12 protein-coding genes are annotated in these 20,979 nt (G+C 39.4%); 5 read left to right on the forward strand and 7 right to left on the reverse strand.

The annotated features are described in order from the left end of the window. Positions 1-80 precede the first annotated feature (80 nt). Positions 81-866: an exodeoxyribonuclease III gene (locus ACQ96U_RS20675; protein WP_431723167.1), complete on the forward strand. Its 786-nt coding sequence runs from the start codon at positions 81-83 to the stop codon at positions 864-866. Between the two features lie 101 nt (positions 867-967). On the opposite strand, the gene rph is transcribed toward ACQ96U_RS20675, so the two are convergent. Continuing rightward, positions 968-1,696, reverse strand: coding sequence for a ribonuclease PH (gene rph / locus ACQ96U_RS20680; RefSeq protein WP_431723208.1), 729 nt, complete (start codon positions 1,694-1,696; stop codon positions 968-970). A 280-nt stretch (positions 1,697-1,976) separates the two neighbouring features. Here rph and ACQ96U_RS20685 point away from each other — a divergent pair, with 280 nt between their 5' ends. Then, the gene (locus tag ACQ96U_RS20685) at positions 1,977-2,846 is read left to right on the forward strand and encodes a YicC/YloC family endoribonuclease (RefSeq protein WP_431723168.1); all 870 of its coding nucleotides are present in this window, start codon (positions 1,977-1,979) and stop codon (positions 2,844-2,846) included. A gap of 204 nt (positions 2,847-3,050) precedes the next feature. On the opposite strand, the gene ACQ96U_RS20690 is transcribed toward ACQ96U_RS20685, so the two are convergent. Then, positions 3,051-4,208 carry a Fic family protein gene (locus ACQ96U_RS20690; protein WP_431723169.1) on the reverse strand — a complete coding sequence of 386 codons (1,158 nt, stop codon included), beginning with the start codon at positions 4,206-4,208 and terminating at the stop codon, positions 3,051-3,053. Between the two features lie 258 nt (positions 4,209-4,466). Then, positions 4,467-5,447, reverse strand: coding sequence for a YecA family protein (locus ACQ96U_RS20695; protein WP_431723170.1), 981 nt, complete (start codon positions 5,445-5,447; stop codon positions 4,467-4,469). A 464-nt stretch (positions 5,448-5,911) separates the two neighbouring features. Here ACQ96U_RS20695 and ACQ96U_RS20700 point away from each other — a divergent pair, with 464 nt between their 5' ends. Next, positions 5,912-6,268: a nucleotide pyrophosphohydrolase gene (locus ACQ96U_RS20700; RefSeq protein WP_431723171.1), complete on the forward strand. Its 357-nt coding sequence runs from the start codon at positions 5,912-5,914 to the stop codon at positions 6,266-6,268. Positions 6,269-6,285: 17 nt separating this feature from the next. After that, positions 6,286-8,661, forward strand: coding sequence for a DNA/RNA helicase domain-containing protein (locus ACQ96U_RS20705; protein WP_431723172.1), 2,376 nt, complete (start codon positions 6,286-6,288; stop codon positions 8,659-8,661). A gap of 226 nt (positions 8,662-8,887) precedes the next feature. Here ACQ96U_RS20705 and ACQ96U_RS20710 read toward each other — a convergent pair whose 3' ends face one another. The 4 genes from ACQ96U_RS20710 to tssI form a co-directional block, all read right to left on the reverse strand. Continuing rightward, positions 8,888-12,241 (reverse strand): DEAD/DEAH box helicase, encoded by a 3,354-nt coding sequence (locus ACQ96U_RS20710; protein WP_431723173.1) that lies wholly within the window; start codon positions 12,239-12,241, stop codon positions 8,888-8,890. A gap of 716 nt (positions 12,242-12,957) precedes the next feature. Beyond that, a complete protein-coding gene (locus tag ACQ96U_RS20715) occupies positions 12,958-14,256 on the reverse strand; it encodes an inosine/guanosine kinase (RefSeq protein ID WP_431723174.1) in 1,299 nt (432 codons plus the stop codon). 534 nt (positions 14,257-14,790) lie between these two features. After that, entirely contained in the window at positions 14,791-15,519 is a 729-nt protein-coding gene (locus ACQ96U_RS20720) for a hypothetical protein (protein ID WP_431723175.1), read from the reverse strand. Next, the gene (gene tssI, locus ACQ96U_RS20725; protein ID WP_431723176.1) at positions 15,503-19,771 is read right to left on the reverse strand and encodes a type VI secretion system tip protein TssI/VgrG; all 4,269 of its coding nucleotides are present in this window, start codon (positions 19,769-19,771) and stop codon (positions 15,503-15,505) included. The genes ACQ96U_RS20720 and tssI overlap by 17 nt, the downstream gene beginning before the upstream one ends. Positions 19,772-20,166: 395 nt before the next feature. Here tssI and gmk point away from each other — a divergent pair, with 395 nt between their 5' ends. Then, positions 20,167-20,784 carry a guanylate kinase gene (gmk, locus tag ACQ96U_RS20730; protein WP_431723177.1) on the forward strand — a complete coding sequence of 206 codons (618 nt, stop codon included), beginning with the start codon at positions 20,167-20,169 and terminating at the stop codon, positions 20,782-20,784. Positions 20,785-20,979 lie beyond the last annotated feature (195 nt).

Consider the following 20,979-nt stretch of genomic DNA (forward strand, 5'->3'; position numbering starts at 1 on the left):
CAAACCTAATTATTAACTATTAGGGTTCCACAGATGTTTAGCTCAGGTATCATACACTCTCCTTCAGCAAGGGGCTATGTATGAAGATTATTAGTTTCAATTTGGACGGTATCAGTCGTGCGTGTGAAAAAGGCTTTTTTGAGTGGTTAAACCGACAGGATGCTGATGTTATTTGCCTGCAAAATATTCAGGAAAATGATGCCGAATTGACTGACCAGCGGATTTTCCCAAGCGATTACCTGCACTATTTTTTTTCTGCACAGTCTGGTCAACCTGGTGGTGTTGCTATTTATAGTCGAACCCCACCCAGAGCCATTATGTCAGGCCTGAACTTTCCTGAAGCCAATACCTTTGGCGCCTACATTCAAGCTGACTTTGACCGTTTGAGTATCGCCAGCATTTGGGTACCTGAATGCCAGCAGTCAGCAGAATTAAAAGCAGCAAAATATAATTTTCTTGATGCCTATTTCCTACAACTGGAAAAAATACAACGCAAACGTCGAGAATTTATTTTATGTGGCTCATGGGAAATAGCAGTGGATAATCATGATGTTGCAAATATTAGCCACAAACATACTCTCCCTGGTCACTTGCCAGAAGAGCGAAATTGGATGGAAGATGTACAACGACAGTTGGGGTTAGTGGATGCCTATCGTGTTGTTGATCGCAGTGCTGAGCAATATACCTACTGGCATAATGATGAGGCGTTTGAGCAAAATACGGGCTGGCGTTTTGATTACCCTTTAATTACACCATCATTAAAGTCACGCGTATTAAACGCCGGTATTTACCGAGGTCAACGCTTTTCCAACCATGCACCCGTCATTACCTACTATGATTGGGAACTGCCCAACGAACACTTTTGATTCAATATTTTAGCTCAAAAGTAGCTAATTTAAGGCGATTGTCTGCCGAACTGGCAGACCCGCCCAACTCATTTATTGGTCTACCCTATACAAAGGGTATATTAAGGCATAAATGCCCCTTCTAATGCTTCTTTCTGGAAATTAATCAACTGCTGAATACCTGTTTCAGCCAAATCCAACATGTTATTCATTTCCTGACGAGAAAATGCTGCATCTTCGGCTGTGCCTTGGACCTCAATCAAACCACCCTCTTCATTCATCACTACATTCATATCCGTTTGGGCATTTGAGTCCTCTGCATAATCTAAATCAAGCACCGGCACACCCTGATAAACACCGACAGAAACCGCTGCAACAAAGTGTAATAACGGTTCAGTGGTCAGTAATTTCTTTTGCTGTAATGTTTGCAATGCATCAATTAAAGCTACCATCGCGCCAGTTATAGATGCTGTACGCGTACCACCATCCGCCTGAATCACATCACAATCAACATAGATTGTACGCTCACCTAACTTAGTAAGGTCGACTGCAGCTCTTAATGAACGACCAATTAACCGCTGAATTTCCAGGGTACGTCCACCTTGCTTGCCTCGTGCGGCCTCACGCGCCATACGCTCACCCGTAGAACGAGGTAACATGCCATACTCTGCTGTTACCCAGCCTTTACCTGCACCTTTCAAAAAGCGAGGTACATTTTCTTCTACAGTTGCAGTACAGATAACCTTGGTATCACCAAAGGCTACTAACACAGAACCTTCAGCATGCTTGGTATAGTTTCGGGTAATAGTTACTTCACGAAGCTGATCTGGAGTTCTACCACTTGGACGCATAGTGTTTCCTTGTTTAAACGGTAAGATGTGATTACCAGGCATTATATACCTTACAAAAGCGGCTTCACATTATAGCTATCAATCCACCAATCTCGATTAATAAGCCTTCATCGAACTGATACCTAAAAGATTGATCTGAGAGTAATTCGCGAAGGGATTATGCTAAGGTACAATCAACAACCCGTTTACAACAACCATATTGGCATCCATCGTTCGCTAAAATGCTGCACTGCCAATAGGTTATCCCTATTCACTCAACCGTACATTTGGGAAATTATACATGACATGTAGCATGACAGCCTTTGCCCGACTGGAAGCACAAGAATCATGGGGCACTTTGAGTTGGGAAATACGCTCAGTCAACCATCGTTTTCTAGAGCCACACTTCAGGCTACCAGAAGGCTTTCGTGATCTGGAATTTGCCTTACGTGAACGCATCCGTAAATTTGTTTCTCGTGGCAAACTGGAATGTCAGTTACGTTATGAAATCGCCCCAGGCTTATTGGAAGAATTTACCGTTAATGAAGCCTTAGCCGAAAAGCTCGCCAATACCTGTAGCCGCCTTGCACCCATGTTCAGCAACGTGCAACCTGTTGATATGTTGAGCGTTTTACAATGGCCAGGCGTACTTCAGGCCAATGAAGTCGATAGGGATACGATGAAGCAAACGTTGCTCAAACATTTTGAAGCAGCCCTTAAGCAACTGGTCGAACATCGTCAGCGTGAAGGCAAAGAGTTACAACAACATATTGAGCAACGACTTGCTTCTATTAGCGAAGAAGTGGCTAATGTACGACAAGCGATGCCTGAAATCCTGGATCAACAACGACAAAAAATCCTCCAGCGCTTTGAAGAACTCAAGCTTGAATTAGAGCCCACTCGTCTTGAGCAAGAAATGGTCATGATTACTCAACGCGCCGATGTTGATGAAGAAATGGATCGTCTACAAACTCACGTCACCGAAGTGCAACATACGTTCAAAAAACAAAAAGGTGCCATTGGTCGTAGATTAGATTTCCTTATGCAAGAAATGAATCGCGAAGCCAACACCCTTGCCTCAAAATCCATCAGCACCACAGCCACGCAAAGTGCCGTCAACCTCAAAGTACTTATCGAACAAATCCGCGAGCAAGTACAAAATATTGAGTAGTTTTTTAGCTTAATAATGATTTACGAAAAAGCCCTGCTAATTAAATGAAATTAATGCAGGGTTTTTTTATGTATCCATTTTAATACTGTTACCCTCAATTTCGCCTATAATAAAAGAAAAGCCATCTCCTGCAACACTTTTGTCCACATTCGACATAACGAACTTCGAAATATCATTAATGGGAAATATAGGGTCATACAGCGTTTAATCCTGATTCAAAATATCAATGTAGGCGCTATAGGCAAACACACGATTACGTTTATTGCCTGTAAGCTCGCGCACTAGTGACAGTTCAGGTTGAGATAACTTATCCATTACCTTGCCCGCTGTGGCTGCGGTGATGCTGCCATGTTTAACCAGGGTATTGATGTTGACAACAGGGTATTCAAATAACACATTCAGTACCTGTTGTGCAGAGGATGCCATACGCCCAAGGTCTGTGACTAATGCCCGGTGCTCGATGCGTAAGTTATTGAGTTGCTGAGCCATGCTCACAGCTTGGGTGGCCGTTTCAGTAATGGCATCGACAAAAAATAGAAGCCAGCTTTCCCAATCGCCTTTCAGGCGTACCTGTTGCAAACGCTCGTAATAGACCTGCCGATGCTTTTTGAAAAACACTGACAGGTAGAGTAGTGGCTGGCTTAGCACATTGGCTGCAACCAATATCAGTGGAATTAACAAGCGACCCAAGCGCCCATTACCATCCATAAAAGGATGAATAGTTTCAAACTGAACATGTGCTAGCGCCGCTTTGATTAATGGGTCAGTGGCTTCTGGGACATCGTTAAGGAAACGCTCCAACGCTGCCCAACAATTGGCCAATTCATTGGCAGGTGTAGGCACAAAGGTAGCTTCATCGGCACGATGGCCACCGATCCACACCTGGTTTTTGCGAAATTCTCCTGGCCCCTTGCTGATACCTCTCCCGGAAGTCATCAAAGCCCTATGTATTTCAGTAAGCAGACGAAAGGTGATGGGGTGTCCTTCTCGAATTCGCTGCACACCGAGCTCCAATGCACTGACATAACAGGAGACTTCCTGTACATCATCCATCGGAACACCTGGCAACCCCTCCATTTCGTAAAGCATCAGATCACTAAGGGAAGATTGTGTACCTTCGATTTGTGAGGACATAACAGCTTCTTTACGAACATAGCTGTACAGAAACAGCCGCGCATCTGGCAGCAATGTACTGATAGCGTCTAGTCGGCCAAGCGCTAACATGGCTTGGTTAACACGACTCTGTAGTTTGTTCTCAAGCTGTAGGGGAGGTTGTGGAGGCAACGCCGAAGGTATAAATGCTTGGCATTGTACGCCACCCGCAATGCTGGGGACATAACTGCCAGTTAAACCGCGTTCCATAAAGATTCCTGAAGTTAAAATAACAAAGCTCGCTAATTTAACTTATACAAAAAAATAAAATAAGAGGGAGAGTTAATTTAATTTACACCTACCGTAGAACTAAAAAGAAAAATCATTACGCATTCACCCAAGTAGCATCATTTTTAGTTTCCAGCACATCGTCCAAATGAAGTGATTACCCAATCCTTTATCTATTCCCATGTACAGGTAGCCGATGTGGCTTTAATAAATTTGCTGTTAAAAACCCACCACTTATATCTAAACCAAAAACTTAAAGCTCTGTGTCAGTAATGGCAAAATGATTATCTTTGGTGACACGGGCTCACCATTATTAAACCTTTTCGGGTCCATGGTCACAAAGCCCCAAAACTGCAAAAAATTTTCAATAAAACGAACCTCTATCAACACGCCTAATTGATCTTGTTGAGAACGATACTTGCTCTTTGGTACCTGTTTAACTAAATTGGGAAACGCAGTTTCAACGTCTTTAATTAACCGTTCCAATGAACCATGTGATTGCAATCGCCAGAGCATAAACAACCAAAATGATTTAAGGCTTATATCATTAGACCAACCATCCAAATAGCCCCAGTTATATTGCTCAACTACGGTTTCTAGAAGAGGCAGAAAGAAGCCTGCTATCCCTTGTTGCTGATATTGTTTTAGTATGCCATCGCTCAGGTGAAACCGCCCACGCTCAAAATTAATAATGCCCGCTAACTCGGCCAACACACGGGTATAATGCAAAGCATTAAATTTATCTTCGTTACTTCCAATATAATCACTGATGCTAGGCATGGTCTCAAATTCGGCCACGGCAAATTCAGGCAGTAAGGCGCTCGCTTGCTGCACTAACTTAGCTGGTAGGTTGCCTTTCGCTGTTGCTTTAATTGAACCTCCCTGCTCCACCATAGCATCAAGCATAACAGGGCTAGCTGACAAATCATTAGGCACACTTATCTTAACGTCAATTAGTTCATTAAAGGGAGCATAGAGCCAATTCGACATTTGTGTCGGCGACAAACCGCAAAAATCATCAATGGGGCGATTATTACGCTCTACCATTTTTTGCTGAGCTAAGCGGTTTAGCTCGTCCTCTGTCAGCGTTGGATTCATAGCAATGGCTTGTAAAATATCATCAGCAATTTCTGAATGCTGTTTTGAAACTGCATCCATACAACAGCGCTTATATTTTTTGCCACTGCCACAAGGGCAAGGATCATTACGTCCAACTTTCATTTTTATCTTTCTCTTGCCTGTCCCAGCGTTTACCAACACTTATCACTTGATTTAACCACACTTAAAATAACACTTAAGTAGTTACCTTGTTAACTATTAGCATTCTGATAAAGCATCACTGTCCAAAGTCTAGATAACGTAGCCATAAATCCCTCCCTGGAAACTTGATTACCGCATCCTTGCAGCAAACAGTTCGACGCACGCTATCCAGCCTTTGTCTTCCAAGGACGTATATTGAAGTAGCACTTAATAATAATTAAAAAATACAACGGATATCGTGTAATTGAGGAAAAGAGTGATTCTTTACAAAGGGAAGGAGATATAAATTAGTTCGTCACAGTAACCCTTATTCCTGCACGAGGCAAAATCAATAACGTTGATCTCTACCAATAGCAGAGTATAGTAATCCTAAGTTTGATGACTTTTTAGTTTATATGTTCTTGCTTTACTAATTTGGGCAATAAATGAACACTTTAGAAGAATTAAAAGTTGAGCTACAGCAGTTTGCTCAAGAAAGAGACTGGGATCAATTTCATTCCCCTAAAAATCTTGCTATGGCATTAGCTGGTGAGGCAGGTGAGGCAGGTGAGTTATTAGAGGTATTCCAGTGGTTGACGGAAGAACAATCAAAAAACCTGACTACAAACCAGATGGCAGCTGTTGCAGATGAATTAGCTGATATTCAAATTTATTTAATTAGGCTTGCAGATAAGCTGAATTTAGATCTTACCAAGGAAGCTAAAAGAAAAATAGCAAGCAATGCAGTGAAGTATCCTATCAATAAAGCTAAAGGCAATCCAAAGAAATATACTGATTTATAATATGGTAAGGGAGTTCCATGCTAGTTTACAGTGCCACTAAGCAAAAATTTATTGATGATGTGCGCTCAAATAGAATTGGTGAAATAGTTGAGAATGAAGTCTTAAGAAAGCTAAATAAAAACTCTCCAAGAAGTGAGTTTTTGTCCTGGGAAAATTCACTTCGTTACATGTTTCAGGTATTAATTGATCCTGAAATACCGGCTTCTGCAAGAGTAGCCATTGAATATAATATACCATTGACAAACAGGCGAGTGGATTTCATCTTAACAGGCAAGGATAAAGAATATAAGGATTCGGCTATAATTGTTGAGCTAAAACAGTGGTCTGAAGTTGAAACGACAACAAAAGATGCAATAGTTAAAACAGTACTAAGAGGCTCAAAACAAGAAACTAATCACCCTTCATATCAAGCATGGTCATATGCAGCTTTAATAGAAGATTACAACGAAACTGTCAGGAATGATTCGATTCACCTACAGCCATGCGCCTACTTGCACAACTTAAGATCTAATACTGCTATTAATGATCCCTTTTACTTTGAACATACCAGCAAAGCACCTGTTTTTATTTCACCAGACGCAATAAAACTGGCGGAGTTCCTAAAAAAACATGTCAAATATGGTGATACTAATGACATTATGTATCGTATTGAGCATGGAACGATCAAACCATCAAAAAATTTAGCTGATTGCTTGTCCTCCATGTTAAAGGGCAATCAGGAATTTGTATTACTGGATGAACAAAAGTTAGTCTATGAAACTGCAATTGATCTTGCTCATCAAAGCACTAAAGGAAAAAAACAAACATTAATCGTGCATGGAGGACCAGGCACAGGAAAATCAGTAATCGCAATAAACTTACTTGTTGAATTAACCAAACGAGAACTATTAACTCAATATGTTTCAAAAAACGCAGCTCCAAGGGAAGTTTTTAAAAATAAACTGACAGGAAACTATAAAAAGTCACATATTGACAATTTGTTTAAGGGATCAGGCAGCTATATAAACACTAAAAAAAATACATTTGATGTATTAATTGTAGATGAGTCTCATCGCTTAAATGAGAAATCCGGTCTTTATGAAAACTTAGGTGAAAACCAAATCAAAGAAATTATTGAAAGCTCAAAACTTAGTATTTTCTTTATTGATGAAGCTCAAAGAGTAACATTAAAAGATATTGGATCAGCTGAATCTATTAAGCTTTACTCTTCAAAAGTTGGATCAGAAGTGACCGAGCTAAGCTTGGTATCACAGTTTCGCTGTAATGGATCTGATGGTTTCTTAGCATGGGTAGATAATACACTGCAAATAAGTGAAACCGCTAATACAACACTAGATGATATAGATTATGAAGTTAAAGTTTTTGACAATCCTAATGAGTTAAAAGACGCAATCTTTGAAAAGAATCGACTTACGAATAAAGCAAGAATTGTTGCTGGATATTGCTGGGACTGGGTTAGTAAGAAAAGCAAAGATGCATTTGATATTAATATCCCTGAATACAACTTTAAAGCACAATGGAATCTAACTGAAGATGGTGGTTTGTGGCTAATTGCTCAGAACTCAGTAAATCAAATTGGTTGTATACATACTTGTCAGGGGCTAGAACTTGATTATATAGGAGTTATTATTGGTGACGACTTTATCATTAGAGATGGTATTGTTGTAACTGACGCAGCCAAACGATCTAAAAATGATCGATCGATAAGAGGGTATAAAAAGCTTTTAAAAGAAAATCCCAAAAAAGCTAAAAATGCAACCGAAGAGATTATAAAAAATACCTACCGCACTTTAATGACTAGAGGACAAAAAGGATGCTATATATACTGTATTGACTCGGAAACCAATGAGTACTTAAAAAAAGCAGCTACAAGAATAAACGAAGAATATGTAAAAAAAGATCCGTATTCAGGTTTGGATTTCCCTATTGTTGAATATAAAGAAGCAAAACCATATGAAGGGTTTGTTCCTATTTTGGATATTTCTATAACTGCTAATACTTATAAAATAGATCAATATATCGAAGAGCAAAATTGGATTCAATTACCCGAAATATTCTCAACTCGAAAAGGTATGTTTGTTGCTCGTATTGTTGGTGAATCTATGAATCGTAGGATTCCAAATGGCTCTTGGTGTTTATTTATAGCAAACTCTGAAACTACTCGTAATAACAAAATAGTTTTAGTTCAACATCCGAATATCAAAGATCCAGATCATGGCGGAAACTATACTGTAAAACTTTATCAAAACGAAAAAGTTATTAAAGATGGCGAAATTATTAATCAGCGTGTAATTTTAAAGGCAGATACTAACGCTTATGGCTATAATCCAATTATTTTGGATGACTCAGTAGAAAAAGCTCAAATAATTGGTGAGTTTTTGGCTGTATTATAACGCACTTTAAATGCTATTATTAGATTAGAGTTTTTATATTTTGCATAACTTAAACTCACTTACATTAGCTGTTGTCTAACAAGCATAATTAATATGCTATAACTTAGCAAGTGAGTTTAATAATAAATAGCAGTTGTTTCTAACATCTTGATCTACTAAGCTTGCACTGAAAGTCTATTGCTGGAGGCCAAGCTTTTGTCTACCTGTGACAGCTTCTTAAAAAAATCTAAAGTGCTAAGTATTCTAACTGCGTGTTAGTAGTTTTGCATACACTTATTTCTAGGGTTAACGCAGACGCTAAAAGCTGAAAATAGGGTTTGTCTTGCCACACGCTTAGGTCACCTACAACAAAAAAGTGTTGTTTGGCTCTAGTTAATGCCACATTCAGTAAGTTAGGCTTACTGGCAGCCCAAACTGCGCCACCTGCATTTTGGGGATCACAACCTAGTACTAAAATCACGGTATTATTTTCTTTACCTTGAAAAGTATGTACTGTCCCAATATGAAAACGACGCCATTTAAAATATTCACGCTGGGTGTAATTAGCCAGCTGGCAGATTGTGTATTTTTGTTCATCAATTGCATTGGCCAAGTGTTGTTTCACCGCTTTGAAAGGAGAAATAATATAAACATCAGATAAACTATGTTTGGCGTTTAACAGTTCAAACAAAATTGCTAAAGTATCTCTGCCTAACTCTGCTTTATATTGCTTGGTTGTACAAGTGCCTTGCGAGTGAAACCAACGATTGTTACCCAACACAACATGCGGTTGGGGTTGTATCTTTTCAACATTTAATCCATGGATCATCCGCTGGTTATAGGCAATTTGGTTCGCCAGGGAAAACATGGGGTCAATACAGCGCCGATGTACCCAAAGAGGGATACCAATCCACACTGTTTTTTCACCTACCTGTAACTGACACCCATAGGGATTTGCTCTATCAGCCACTTGCTGTACTGACCAGTTGATTGGCGTCCAATGTTCATAATCATCATTTAATACCGCTTTAATCAGTTCATCGACTAATTTAGGCGGTGTGGTAAATACAGGTTCAATCTGTAACGGATCGCCAACCACAAGCGTTCGTTTGGCCCGCCAAATTCCACCTACCGCTGCCTGAGGTATTGCTTGTCCCGCTTCATCAATCATTAACCAACCAATTTGACTTGCACTTAACGTGCTAAGCATTCGCCCTAATGATGCAAACGTTGTGGAAATAACAGGGACAATCATAAATAATGTTCGCCATACCCCTTGCGGTTGATCAACAGGAGTATCCTTCAATAAATCACTAATATTGTATACCGCCTTTTCTCTAAAATGTTTAATAGCTAAAGCTTCTTTCAACCATGCTTGATGCAAATCTAATGCACTGATAAAAAGCTCTGATCGTAACCGGTTAATGGCTTCATTCTGCCAAAATGCCACTCGCTGCACGCCAGGATCATTAATAGATTGGCGATTATCAGGCACAACCATTTGGGGAAATCGTTGCTGATAATAAATTAAAGCTTCTTTTTTATCTTGATAAGCATTACAGGCTTGCTTATATTTCCACTCGGCTTGTTTAATAGACTCTTTCTGTGTTTCAATCAATTTATTGAGACGATGGATTTCTTGCTTGACTTCTAGCTTACTTCTCTTCAGTGTAATTCGTTTGTCATTGATAGCATGAAGTTGGTTGCAGTAATCAATATAGTGCTTTCGTTTAAACCAACGAGTCCACCATGCAAGTGGCTGTGATTGCAGTTGCTGCAATGATAACTCTTCAACCTCTAGGCTATCATTAATTAATTCTTGTTGTTTGTTCAGCTCTTCCACTTGTTGTTGGAAACTGTCATTTTCAGCAGATAATTTAGCAAGTTTCATTTGTGCAGCAGCTGTATACTCTTCTTGACTCGTATCAGCTAAAAACTGGATAATTTCATTAAATTGACCAAGCTCAGCAACTAATTCATCAAAGCAGACTGCTTTTTGAATAAACGCTGCCTTTGCTTGACTAAAAGTAAGCGTGTTAGTTAATTTTTTCCAACGCCACAGATTTAGAAAGTTTTGTTCTTCAGAGCGGTTTATTTCTTGAGGTGTATCTTTAAGATGATGTTCAATGAAAAAAAGCCTATTCACAAAATCGGCTCTATTCTTTTTACGCCCCATTACTGCTGAGATAGTACCCCAACATTGCGCATCTTGCGCAAGGGGTTGCAATATATTTTTACGACTACTGGCACTTAGTTGATTGGCCACTGGCTTTAAATAGTCGATTGTCTGGAACTCATTTGCTAATGACTTGGCAAGTGGTAATTCCTTTGAAATATTTTCAACCGCCGCATTATTTGAAGAGGTCACTACCATCTCAAAACCTGATAATGACAAATCAGGAAAACCCTTATCATCAATTGATGCATTGACACTTTCAAAACTACTTAATACTCTGCTGCGCTCGACAATATTATGCGCAAAAATGTCTCTTAATAACGTGGTTTTTCCTGTACCTGGCGGTCCGTTTACAGACAATAACCCTTCTTCCGCTAACTCATACACTGCGGTATTGATTGCAAACTGTTGCATTAACGTCATAGGGTGAGTCGGCTCTGCAGGCCATCGACCAGCAGGCATCCAGTGGGGTGCAAAATGTTTATGAATGAGATGTAAGCCAGGTTGAGTATATAAATCTGCATGTTTATGCTTGTTGATGCTTAAATACGTCAACAAACCACTTCCACACTGCCCCTGCATGATACTCGCAATGGCTTTTTCAATATCTTCAATATAAAAACTGTTCAGAATAGGTAAAGTGCGTTCATCAACGCTTTCTTCATCACTTGTTTCAATATCATCAACATCTGATAGAACAGCCTCTTGTAGTGTATTAGTTTCTAACACCTCCTTTTTGTTGTCTTTTACCTCAAACCAATCCAACTTAAAAGCAAAGTGAGAATATGCGAGTGGTCTAAAGCTAGCCCATTGATAGAGCGACTCAATTAATGCTATTAATCCGCTAGCATTTAGAGTAATTCGCTGATTATTATTGGGATGCACCGGAAGCATATGCGTGATGCGATTTAATTGCTCTTTCAGCAATTGACAATGCGTTTTGAACTTTTCTATGGTTAATGTGTGGGCTGTACCTGCTAGCAAATGTCCAAGTGCCCAAGGCAGTGTACTCACTGACAAGCTATCAAAACTAGGGGTGCCATATTCATCCAGTATTACTTTTGCAAAACACGTTTCACCTTCATTATCATAACGCTGCTCAAACTCAACAACTTTTGTTATATCTTGCTCTTCTGCAAAAACATCATGACAAATGCGCTCTAGCAGCCCTTTATCAAATAAGCCTAAATAAAGGACATAGTTAAGTTTCTTGCTAGGGTCTCCGCCTAATTGAGACTTGGCCTGTGGGTTTATCCAAGGTAATACTGTGTCCTGCGACTGATGAAGTTCATTGTTGGTTATCCTAACCATCTCTTCTTCTGGTAACAGCTTTTCTGGCAAATCATAAGGCTGAAAGAACTCAACAAGGTGCCAACTTCGCAAAATTTTAATCGCGTACTCGTCACTTGCTTGCATCATAGTCATCTACTGTCTTCTTTATAATCAGGCCGCTATAATAGCAAAATTCCGTAATGCGGGTGGCTAATCTTCAGCACTTTAGTTATTAAGCATGTTTTGTTACGCAATGATTACAAAACCATTCCTGGCATCAAAGCAGCGCTACACTCCCGATACATATTTCACAAACAATACACAACAACATCTTAACTGTCGTTTTATACAACATAAATTACCTCCTAAAACACAAAGTTAGCAAAACGACGGATGAGGTTGTTTACGGAGCAACTGCCAGGAGCAGTGTGAGGGGCAGAGGCCATGAATGGCCTTCTGACACGGGCGAAGTAAATAATCTTATCTGTCGTGTTTTCCCTTATACACTTTTTCAAGATATTGTTTTTACTTAAGCATTTAATATTACGCCTTTATCTACTTCAGATAAAAACCAATATAATTTTAAGGGCATATCTAAAAATGAACTTTTTTCTTAATAGCTGTGTCAGCGCTGTACTCAGATCCTCATGTACTCCTTATACTCTGCGGTCCTCTGTGCAGTGCTTCCTTGCTCTTACAAAAAAATCACTATTTTTAGAGGTACCCTTAATTAAAGGAAAAATTGAGCGCATTGAAAAATATACCCTTTACTAAGGCTATATCTTTTTATGGATAAGCCTAAAGTAAAAAGCCAGGAATAAATATCCTGGCTTTTTTAAATCAATTGAAATAAAGCTACTTAAAAATCACTACATATCCCAATATGCTTCTTCCAAGCTGTCTTCTCGCTCTGGTAAACCATGAGCTAAACGTGGTGAGCTTTGGACAAGAATTTCATAACTTACCCGGTTTGCGTATTTACAGACTTGAGCAAAGGAAGAGTAAGTCATGTAATTGCGATCATGCTTACTTGAGCTAGGCATGACCTTAAGGTGGAAACGGTTTGCTGCCATATCATGCAGCAAGGCTGCTAATGCACCATCGCCTGCACCATTGGTGTTTACAATACGTTCCGGTCCACCCATAAACGGACTGATATGCGAAATAACTTTGATAGGCTCTTCGCAGTCATCTTTGAGTAATGGTCTGGAGAATTCGTAGCGGTTGTATTCAGGGATAACGCCTGACTTTAGCGGGTACTTAGTAACACGTGCACATTGCTCATCAGTGTAACCACCAAAGTATAAACCTGCAGGTCCTGCTGTCAGTAGCACCATATCAGCCATGTCTAATAATTTGTCCATGGCACCGAGAGGATCAGCCTCTCCTGTCAGTGCTTCAGCTTCATCTTCGTTACAGGCAATCAAGTTAACATGGGCACGAATAAATGCTTCGATTTCATCACGGTACTCAGAAACCATAAAATGAGTACCCAACGTCAAGCCCACTGGCAAGTTTCTGGCTTTGGCAAGCTCAATACTTTTTTCCATTGCCTCATAGATAGAGCCGTGCTCACGTGTTCGAAACAGATAAGCATTGAATACAACAGCAGATGCATGCTCAAAAGCTTCTTCAGGAATAGACTCGGGTTTGAGCAGGTCCATGTCCCCTGGCAGAATGACAAAACTTCGTTCGCTATCAGGGGTTATTAATGTCAGGGCCCGGCCAATACTGCCGACTGGTTGCATGTAATCTAGGTTAACACGGGTGCTGGTCGTTCTGAGGAAGTGGTATGCGGGCGAACCGACGTGAATAGGATCAGCCATTACTCCTAGCTGAATAGCAGGAGCATCAGCCAAGATGGAAAAGTTATGCAATGTGTTTCCAATAGTACTACCCGCTTGTTGATTACAAATTAAGCCCTGGGCAGTGAGGTCTGCAAGTATGGCTTCCCCCACTTCAGCACTTGGTAATACTGAGGTTCCTGGCTGCAGGTCATACTTTTCCATGAATTCATAAGAGACATGGGCTTCTATATCTACCAACGTTTGTTCAACACCAACCAAGGGGTAGACAGCTTCAGCGATGAGATCACGCTCAGGGGAAAAGGGACGTGGAGTACCCACAGGGAAGTAATGCTTAACTTTGCGCTTGCCTGGAAACTTCATGACTAAAAGACTTATCCGCAAAACGCGCTATTGTAGTGACTTCAACGCTTAATGCCAATGGGTAGAGGCCGAAAGATAAAAATGCCTTAGGTAAGTCTTAGCCAGCCTAATAACTCATGCTCATAGAATATTTATCATGCAGACAGCTAACAATGGTTAAATAACTGAATTAATCAAAGACCAACTTCTCTCATCCATCACTAGCATTACCGTAGCAAAAGCCTTAGTCTTTACTTCTAGCTCCCAGCACCTGCTCCACAACCAAATTCAAGCCCTGCAAACCAACTTAGTGTTATATCCCAAAGCTCAGCCTCCATCTTTATTAAATGAACATCAGCTGTAATACAATGCGTGCGAATTTCAAACAAAGGCTGGATAATTCCCGCAGAACTGTTTGCCGCATGGACGCGGCAATCAAGCCTCCATGGAAGGATTCACGGCGTGTTCAGAAGGAGTTATGCAGACTTTGGAAAAGGTCCGTAAAAAAGAAATTTTACAAGCAAAGGGATAATTAGTAACTTTTCTTCATTCGTATTAATCAGCAGGTTTTTCATTCAAAAAGTAAAAATCCATATTTATAGTGTAAGACTTTATTTGATCGTGGTATACATAACTTGGATCTGGACCATTTAGTTCTGTTTCACAAAAGCTAGCAAGCGTTTCATCCTTGAAAACGCTATCTTTTTTTTTCCAACAACGACTTACACGGTTTGAGTTTGGATAACCAATTTTTTCTTTTGCTATAGAGTTATTTTGACTAGTATAACTAATAGTAAAACCACCCGTTGTTAGTTTATCATCATAAAATCTGACTGATATGTAGTCAATCTCATCATTACAGCGATTTATTTTCAGGTTTACTTGCTGTGGTACAGTAATTATATACTCTGTTCCTGAATTAATACCATAGTATTCAGAGTAATATCGCCTAGGAATTTGTTGTGAATTTTCACTCCAATCTCTTCGAGTTAGACATTTTCTTCCTGATGACGACCACTTTGTATACGCTTTAACATACCAGCCTTTAGGCTTTTTTCCTTTGACTGTGAGTAAATTATTTTTCAGATCAACACCCCACACAGTCATATGAGCGTTACGTAAATATATATTACCCTTACGATAATATCCCTCAGGTATGCCCTTGGTCCACCAGAACTTTATTGCCTCACCAAACCAGCCTATTACACAAGAAATGGCAATAATAATTATTACAAGACTCCACCAGAATAATTTAAGATTCTTAATCTTACTTAAGCTGATCATAAATTGATTCTCTATCAATATTAGGAACTTCCAGCATATCTTGGGGAATATTTCCATTTAACAGCTTACTGAACAGTGCAATATCGGATTCAATTTTATGAATTTGTGTTCTGTAGAAGCTAATTTCTGAAGCCAATAACAGTTTTTTTTCCTCAAGATCCTTTCGTAGTTGTGTGCGATAATCAATAGTATGCGGGCTTCTTAATGATGCACGTAATGCACTAATATTTAATTCACCCATACTTTTAATTTTATTTACAAAATCTACGAGTATTCTTTTACTTTTCTCTAAAGTATTTATTGCAAACTTCAAATCTTGTTTATATTCCTCACCCTGCTTAAGAAGCATTTCCAAAGCATATTTTATATTTGCTATATAACCATCTGGCATACTATGATTTAAGCCTGACTCAATAAGTTCGTTCAATGGATCTAAATCAAGATTTTTCAATGTCGTTTTATCCATAGTAATATAATGCATTCCATAAACTAAGTTTCTTACTTCATTTTCTATATCATCGCCATCTGTACGCAAATCCTGTCCATGTTGTTGATGTGCAAGATAATACATTAGTGTTGCCAACCCCTGATGAGTTAAACCTAAATTTTGTAATCCAACAATATAGTGGCTACTTTCAATAGTTAATATTTGCTGTAATTGTCCATGGTGCAAGTAATGATCCTTATCCATATTTTCCATATCCAACACAGTTTTACCTGATGATGTTATGGTTAGCATAACACTTGATAAGGTAACAATGGGAACTGTAAAAAGATTAGTAAGGCCATTTACAAAGTGTTGTATAATTAGCTTTTGTCGTTCAACAAAACTTACTACATCAGATAATCCACCGCTAATGCATTGAAAAGGCACCATGGGTACTATATCTCTATTATTTACATGACGGAAATGAGGAACTGACTTATAACGCTCGACAAATCGTTTAGTACCCACTCTAGGGCTACCGTAGGTATACAGTACAGGCTTATTAAATAATTTTGTTTCCTGTATAATCGCTCCCATAAGTGTTGCTGCAGCCCCACCAAGGCTATGCCCACCTATAAAACAAAAACTAACGTGCTCTTTATGTATTAGTAAGTACTGCTCTATAAAATCCCAAATTGATTTTAAAAAACGATTAAACCCTTGATGTACACGAGGAGCATTACTATCTATAAAAGGAACCCACTCATCTAACAACTTATCTTTTTGAGATTGGGCTGGTGTAAAAGGTACTTGCTCAGCATCTCCATCTGTTATTACATCTTTAAATCCTGGAGAATCATAAATAATATCCAAAGACTTAATAACTGTTTCATCTTGCTTTATATCCAGCAAATACCTAACAACAATTCCAGGTGCTACTTTTAACGCTAAATCTTTATTTACTGGCTGCTGCCATAATTGCTCCAGCTCATCTACATTCCATTCACTCCCTTCTGTGCCTCTTACTAAAATAATAACCCTTTTACCCTGACAAACTATTAGGGCTTCAGCACCAACTTCATTATTTATAAACAAACGAGGAAACATCAGTCTATCCGCAAAGGGAACCGTCTCAATCAAAAAATTAAACTGCTGAGTATTGATTAGCTCTGTTTTTTGGTACTGTGCAAACTTGTTTAATACATCGAACAATGATCCACTTTCTTGATTTTTTTCATTTTTATCCCAGTCCGAGTATACCCATAGACACCCCATTCCCATGTTATAGGCATTTATATAATGGTAGTCTCGGCTATCCACCAGTATCGGTACATAAGACACTAAAGATTCGATTTCAATACAATGTCGCTGGCAAACGGCTAACCCATCTATTTCAGTAATAATATCACCAAAATATTCCTTCGCTGTTTTGGTAATAAATCTTTTTGCCTCACGTCCCCCATCAGCAATATCAGCCAATAACGCATTTTTAATGTCATCAGGATATGTATGAAACTGGTATTGCCATGAAGCAGGTCTATTCTCTAACCATTCACGTACTGGTTCTGTGCCTACCTCTTTTTTCAAGCGGCGGGCACAAATTAAATCCCAGACTTTTAGTGTTAGTTTATAGTTTGTATCGATCAATTTGGTTTTATAAATAACACCATCAGAAGGAATAAAATCTTCAAATAGCTGCTTTTGGTTGGCACTCAAAAGCTGATAATAAACTCCTTTATAGGGTTCATTTTGTTCATCAACGACACGTATTTTTATCCAGCGCTGCTTCGCTTCCTCATCATAAATTTCAGGTTCAATTTTTTTAAGTCCTTTACCCTGAAAATGTTTTGCTTTTTGCCCAGTTAATTTGGCTCGATTCAGTGAAAAGTTACCTGAAAAGTCTTTATCTGCTTCCATTGGGGCTGCAGGACTATTTGAAGCAGCTTGCTTAGCACCTGTTACTGATCCACCCCCCAAGTTGTAACTTGGACCTTTAATATAAACGCCACTGTGATCAATTTTTATAAAACTTCCACCAGCGTAAAAAACAACTTCCCGATCTGATTCAATAACAATTTTTTGGCCGCTTTTTACTTGCCATTCTTGCCCTGCATCAAGTAAATGGTCACCATCTATTTGGCTATGTTGAGTATCACCGACCTGATGATGAATATCCCCTTTCACTACGCGTTCGTGGTGCTGGTCGACTTTTAGATGATTGTCCTGTTTTATATTTAAATAATGATTATCAACAATTTCATGACGACGCATTTCCACTACTTCTTCACGACTGTCATTTTTGACTCGAAGATCACTGTCTTTTTCACCATGAATACGTATTTGTTCTGAACCCTGTTTATCTTCAAAACTCAACTCATTGTAACCGCCACTGCCAATTGTGGAGTCTGAACGAAAGCCAGAACGTGTTTTCTGTTTCGGTAATGGGTAAGGCGGATTTTTACGTCCATTGTAGACGACACCTGTCACCACTGGCTGGTTCACATCACCATGCAGGTAATCAATGGTAACTTCCTGTCCTATACGGGGAATTATTAAAGCGCCCCACTGCTTACCAGCCCAGGTTTGCATCACCCGCATCCAACGGGATGAGTGCTCATTATTTTGACCTAGCCGATCCCAATGAAACTGCGCTTTGATACAACCAAAACGTTCTGTGTAAATTTCTTCACCCTCAGGCCCTGTCACCACAGCAGACTGCTTACCAGGCATTTCTGGTGCTTTGGCTTTTAAAGGTGGTCTAAAAGGTGTTGTTTTTGGAATCCACAATCCATGATTTCGGTACCAGCTACCTTCTTCCGACTTAGCATATTCATCTTGTCCCTGAGGCTGTTCACCCTCATGCATCATCTGACAGATAATGTACGATTGGTTTAATGCCGTTCGAGGATGACGTACCAAGTCAACCTTATAGCCAGGAAGCAAACGGCGACAGGTACTTTGCGCATTAATTTTCTCTGCAAAGGTATTAAATGCTTCTAAGCGTAATTGTGCGTAACGTTGCCCTTGCTCTGGTAGCTGATAACCACCCGGAAATTGGTAATCAACAAGTGATTCATCCCCTTGACTGGCCGTTACATATAAATCCAGGTTAGGCTTGGTAAAGTTATAATCATCCAGTTCTACTTTACCGATGGTTCGTTGGCAGGTGTAGTGTAACTCATCAACAACTTCATAATCTGGCACCAACCCTGTTTTACCATGAAATTCTACAGACTCTCCTGCAATGGGTCCAAATGCCGTATTGTGATCAGAGATAATAAAACAGTGGCTATCCGCTTGATGTTCAAAAAAGTAAAAAATACCCTCTTGCTCTAGTAATCGAGAAATAAAATTAAAGTCTGTTTCGTTATATTGAACAATATAATCATGTGCTTGATAGTTTCCTGTGAGTTTTTGAATAAAGTCTTCTTTTTCTGTAAACTCAGCCGTTTCTAATACTCGTTTTACGATCTCTGGAATCGTTAACGATTGAAATATTCGACAGTCTGTTCTTTTCGTCAAATACCATAGTCTGGGTATAAAATCGAATGAGTATTCTGTGTATTTATCTGCAGTGTTTCCCTGGATAAACTGATTAATAATACCATTTACCTGCCGTTCAAAGTCCTCCCCAACAATCGTCAACGTTACAGGCTGTAGCAGCATGCCAACGGGGTCAATATTATCGTTAAGACTTACGGCATTTATTGAGTAATGAAAAAGCTGAGAAATACCTTCATTCCCAATAAATGAGGTAACATTCAAGGTATCGCTTAATGAAGGAATGGTAAGATAGAAAATGCTTTCGTTTGCCGCTAATGACATCAAATCTACCTATTAAGAGAATACGAAAAAGCTTAGTTACATCTCTCAATTATAGGTAAAAATACATATACTGATGTGCTTGAAAATGGTTATCGAAAAGGCTGGAAAAAATCACATATTTTGTTGAATATTACTTTGATTACTCACTACTGTTGTATGTATTTTGGTGTAATCAAACCATCTCTATGACCATATATACCATTAATAGTTAAAATCTTGCATAATTAGACGCTAGACTTATAAAGTAACTCATAGTGAGTAAGCTCGAAATTTCAGGCAAATGCAACCAACCTGAAGCGGTTATTTGCTAGATTTATACCTGCAGTGAGCACAAACGCTAACTCGCTACAGGTATTCAAAGCATTAAAAAGTGACACGACTTTGTTAGGAGTAACATGAACACTCAAGGTTCCCTGTATATCATCTCTGCGCCGTCTGGTGCTGGCAAAAGCAGCTTGGTTGCAGCCTTGGTTAAGAACGTAGCCCAGATTTGCGTGTCTGTATCCTACACTACACGCGCTAAACGCCCTGGCGAAGAGGATGGGGTTAACTATAACTTCACCACTCAAGCAGAGTTTCAACAAATGCTAACCGATGGGGCATTTCTTGAGCAGGCAGAAGTATTCGGCAACTACTATGGTACTTCTGAACAATGGGTCAATGAGCAGTTAGCCAAAGGTACTGATGTCATTCTGGAAATTGATTGGCAGGGTGCCCAGCAAGTCCGCCGCCTGCGACCTGATGCAATATGCATTTTTATTGTCCCACCCAGCCGTGAAACGCTGTTAGAACGCTTAAATACACGTGGGCAAGATAATGACGAAGTGATCGCCAAGCGGATGGCAGAAGCTGAGAGTGAAATGGCCCACTTTGTAGAATATGACTACCTGATAATTAATGATGAGTTTTCGCAAGCACTTAGCGAACTTGAGACCATTATAAAAAGTCAAAGATTAAAAGTAGACAAACAACAGCTCAAACATGAACAGCTATTGCAAAAACTCTTGTCATAGACAATGGTGATTAAGTAAACTGTTTGGTCCCTTAGACCGCCAGAAATACTGAATGATACCCACAACGAGGGGTTTTTAGGGGCGGCCGTCAAGTGATGAAATCCCGGGAGCTTATATTAATAAGTGACTGGGATGAAGATCGCCGACAACAAACCCTAAAAATGATTCGTAAAGGGTATACCTCGCTTATGGAGA

The organism is Zooshikella sp. RANM57 (genome assembly GCF_050749885.1).
Lineage (GTDB): Bacteria > Pseudomonadota > Gammaproteobacteria > Pseudomonadales > Zooshikellaceae > Zooshikella.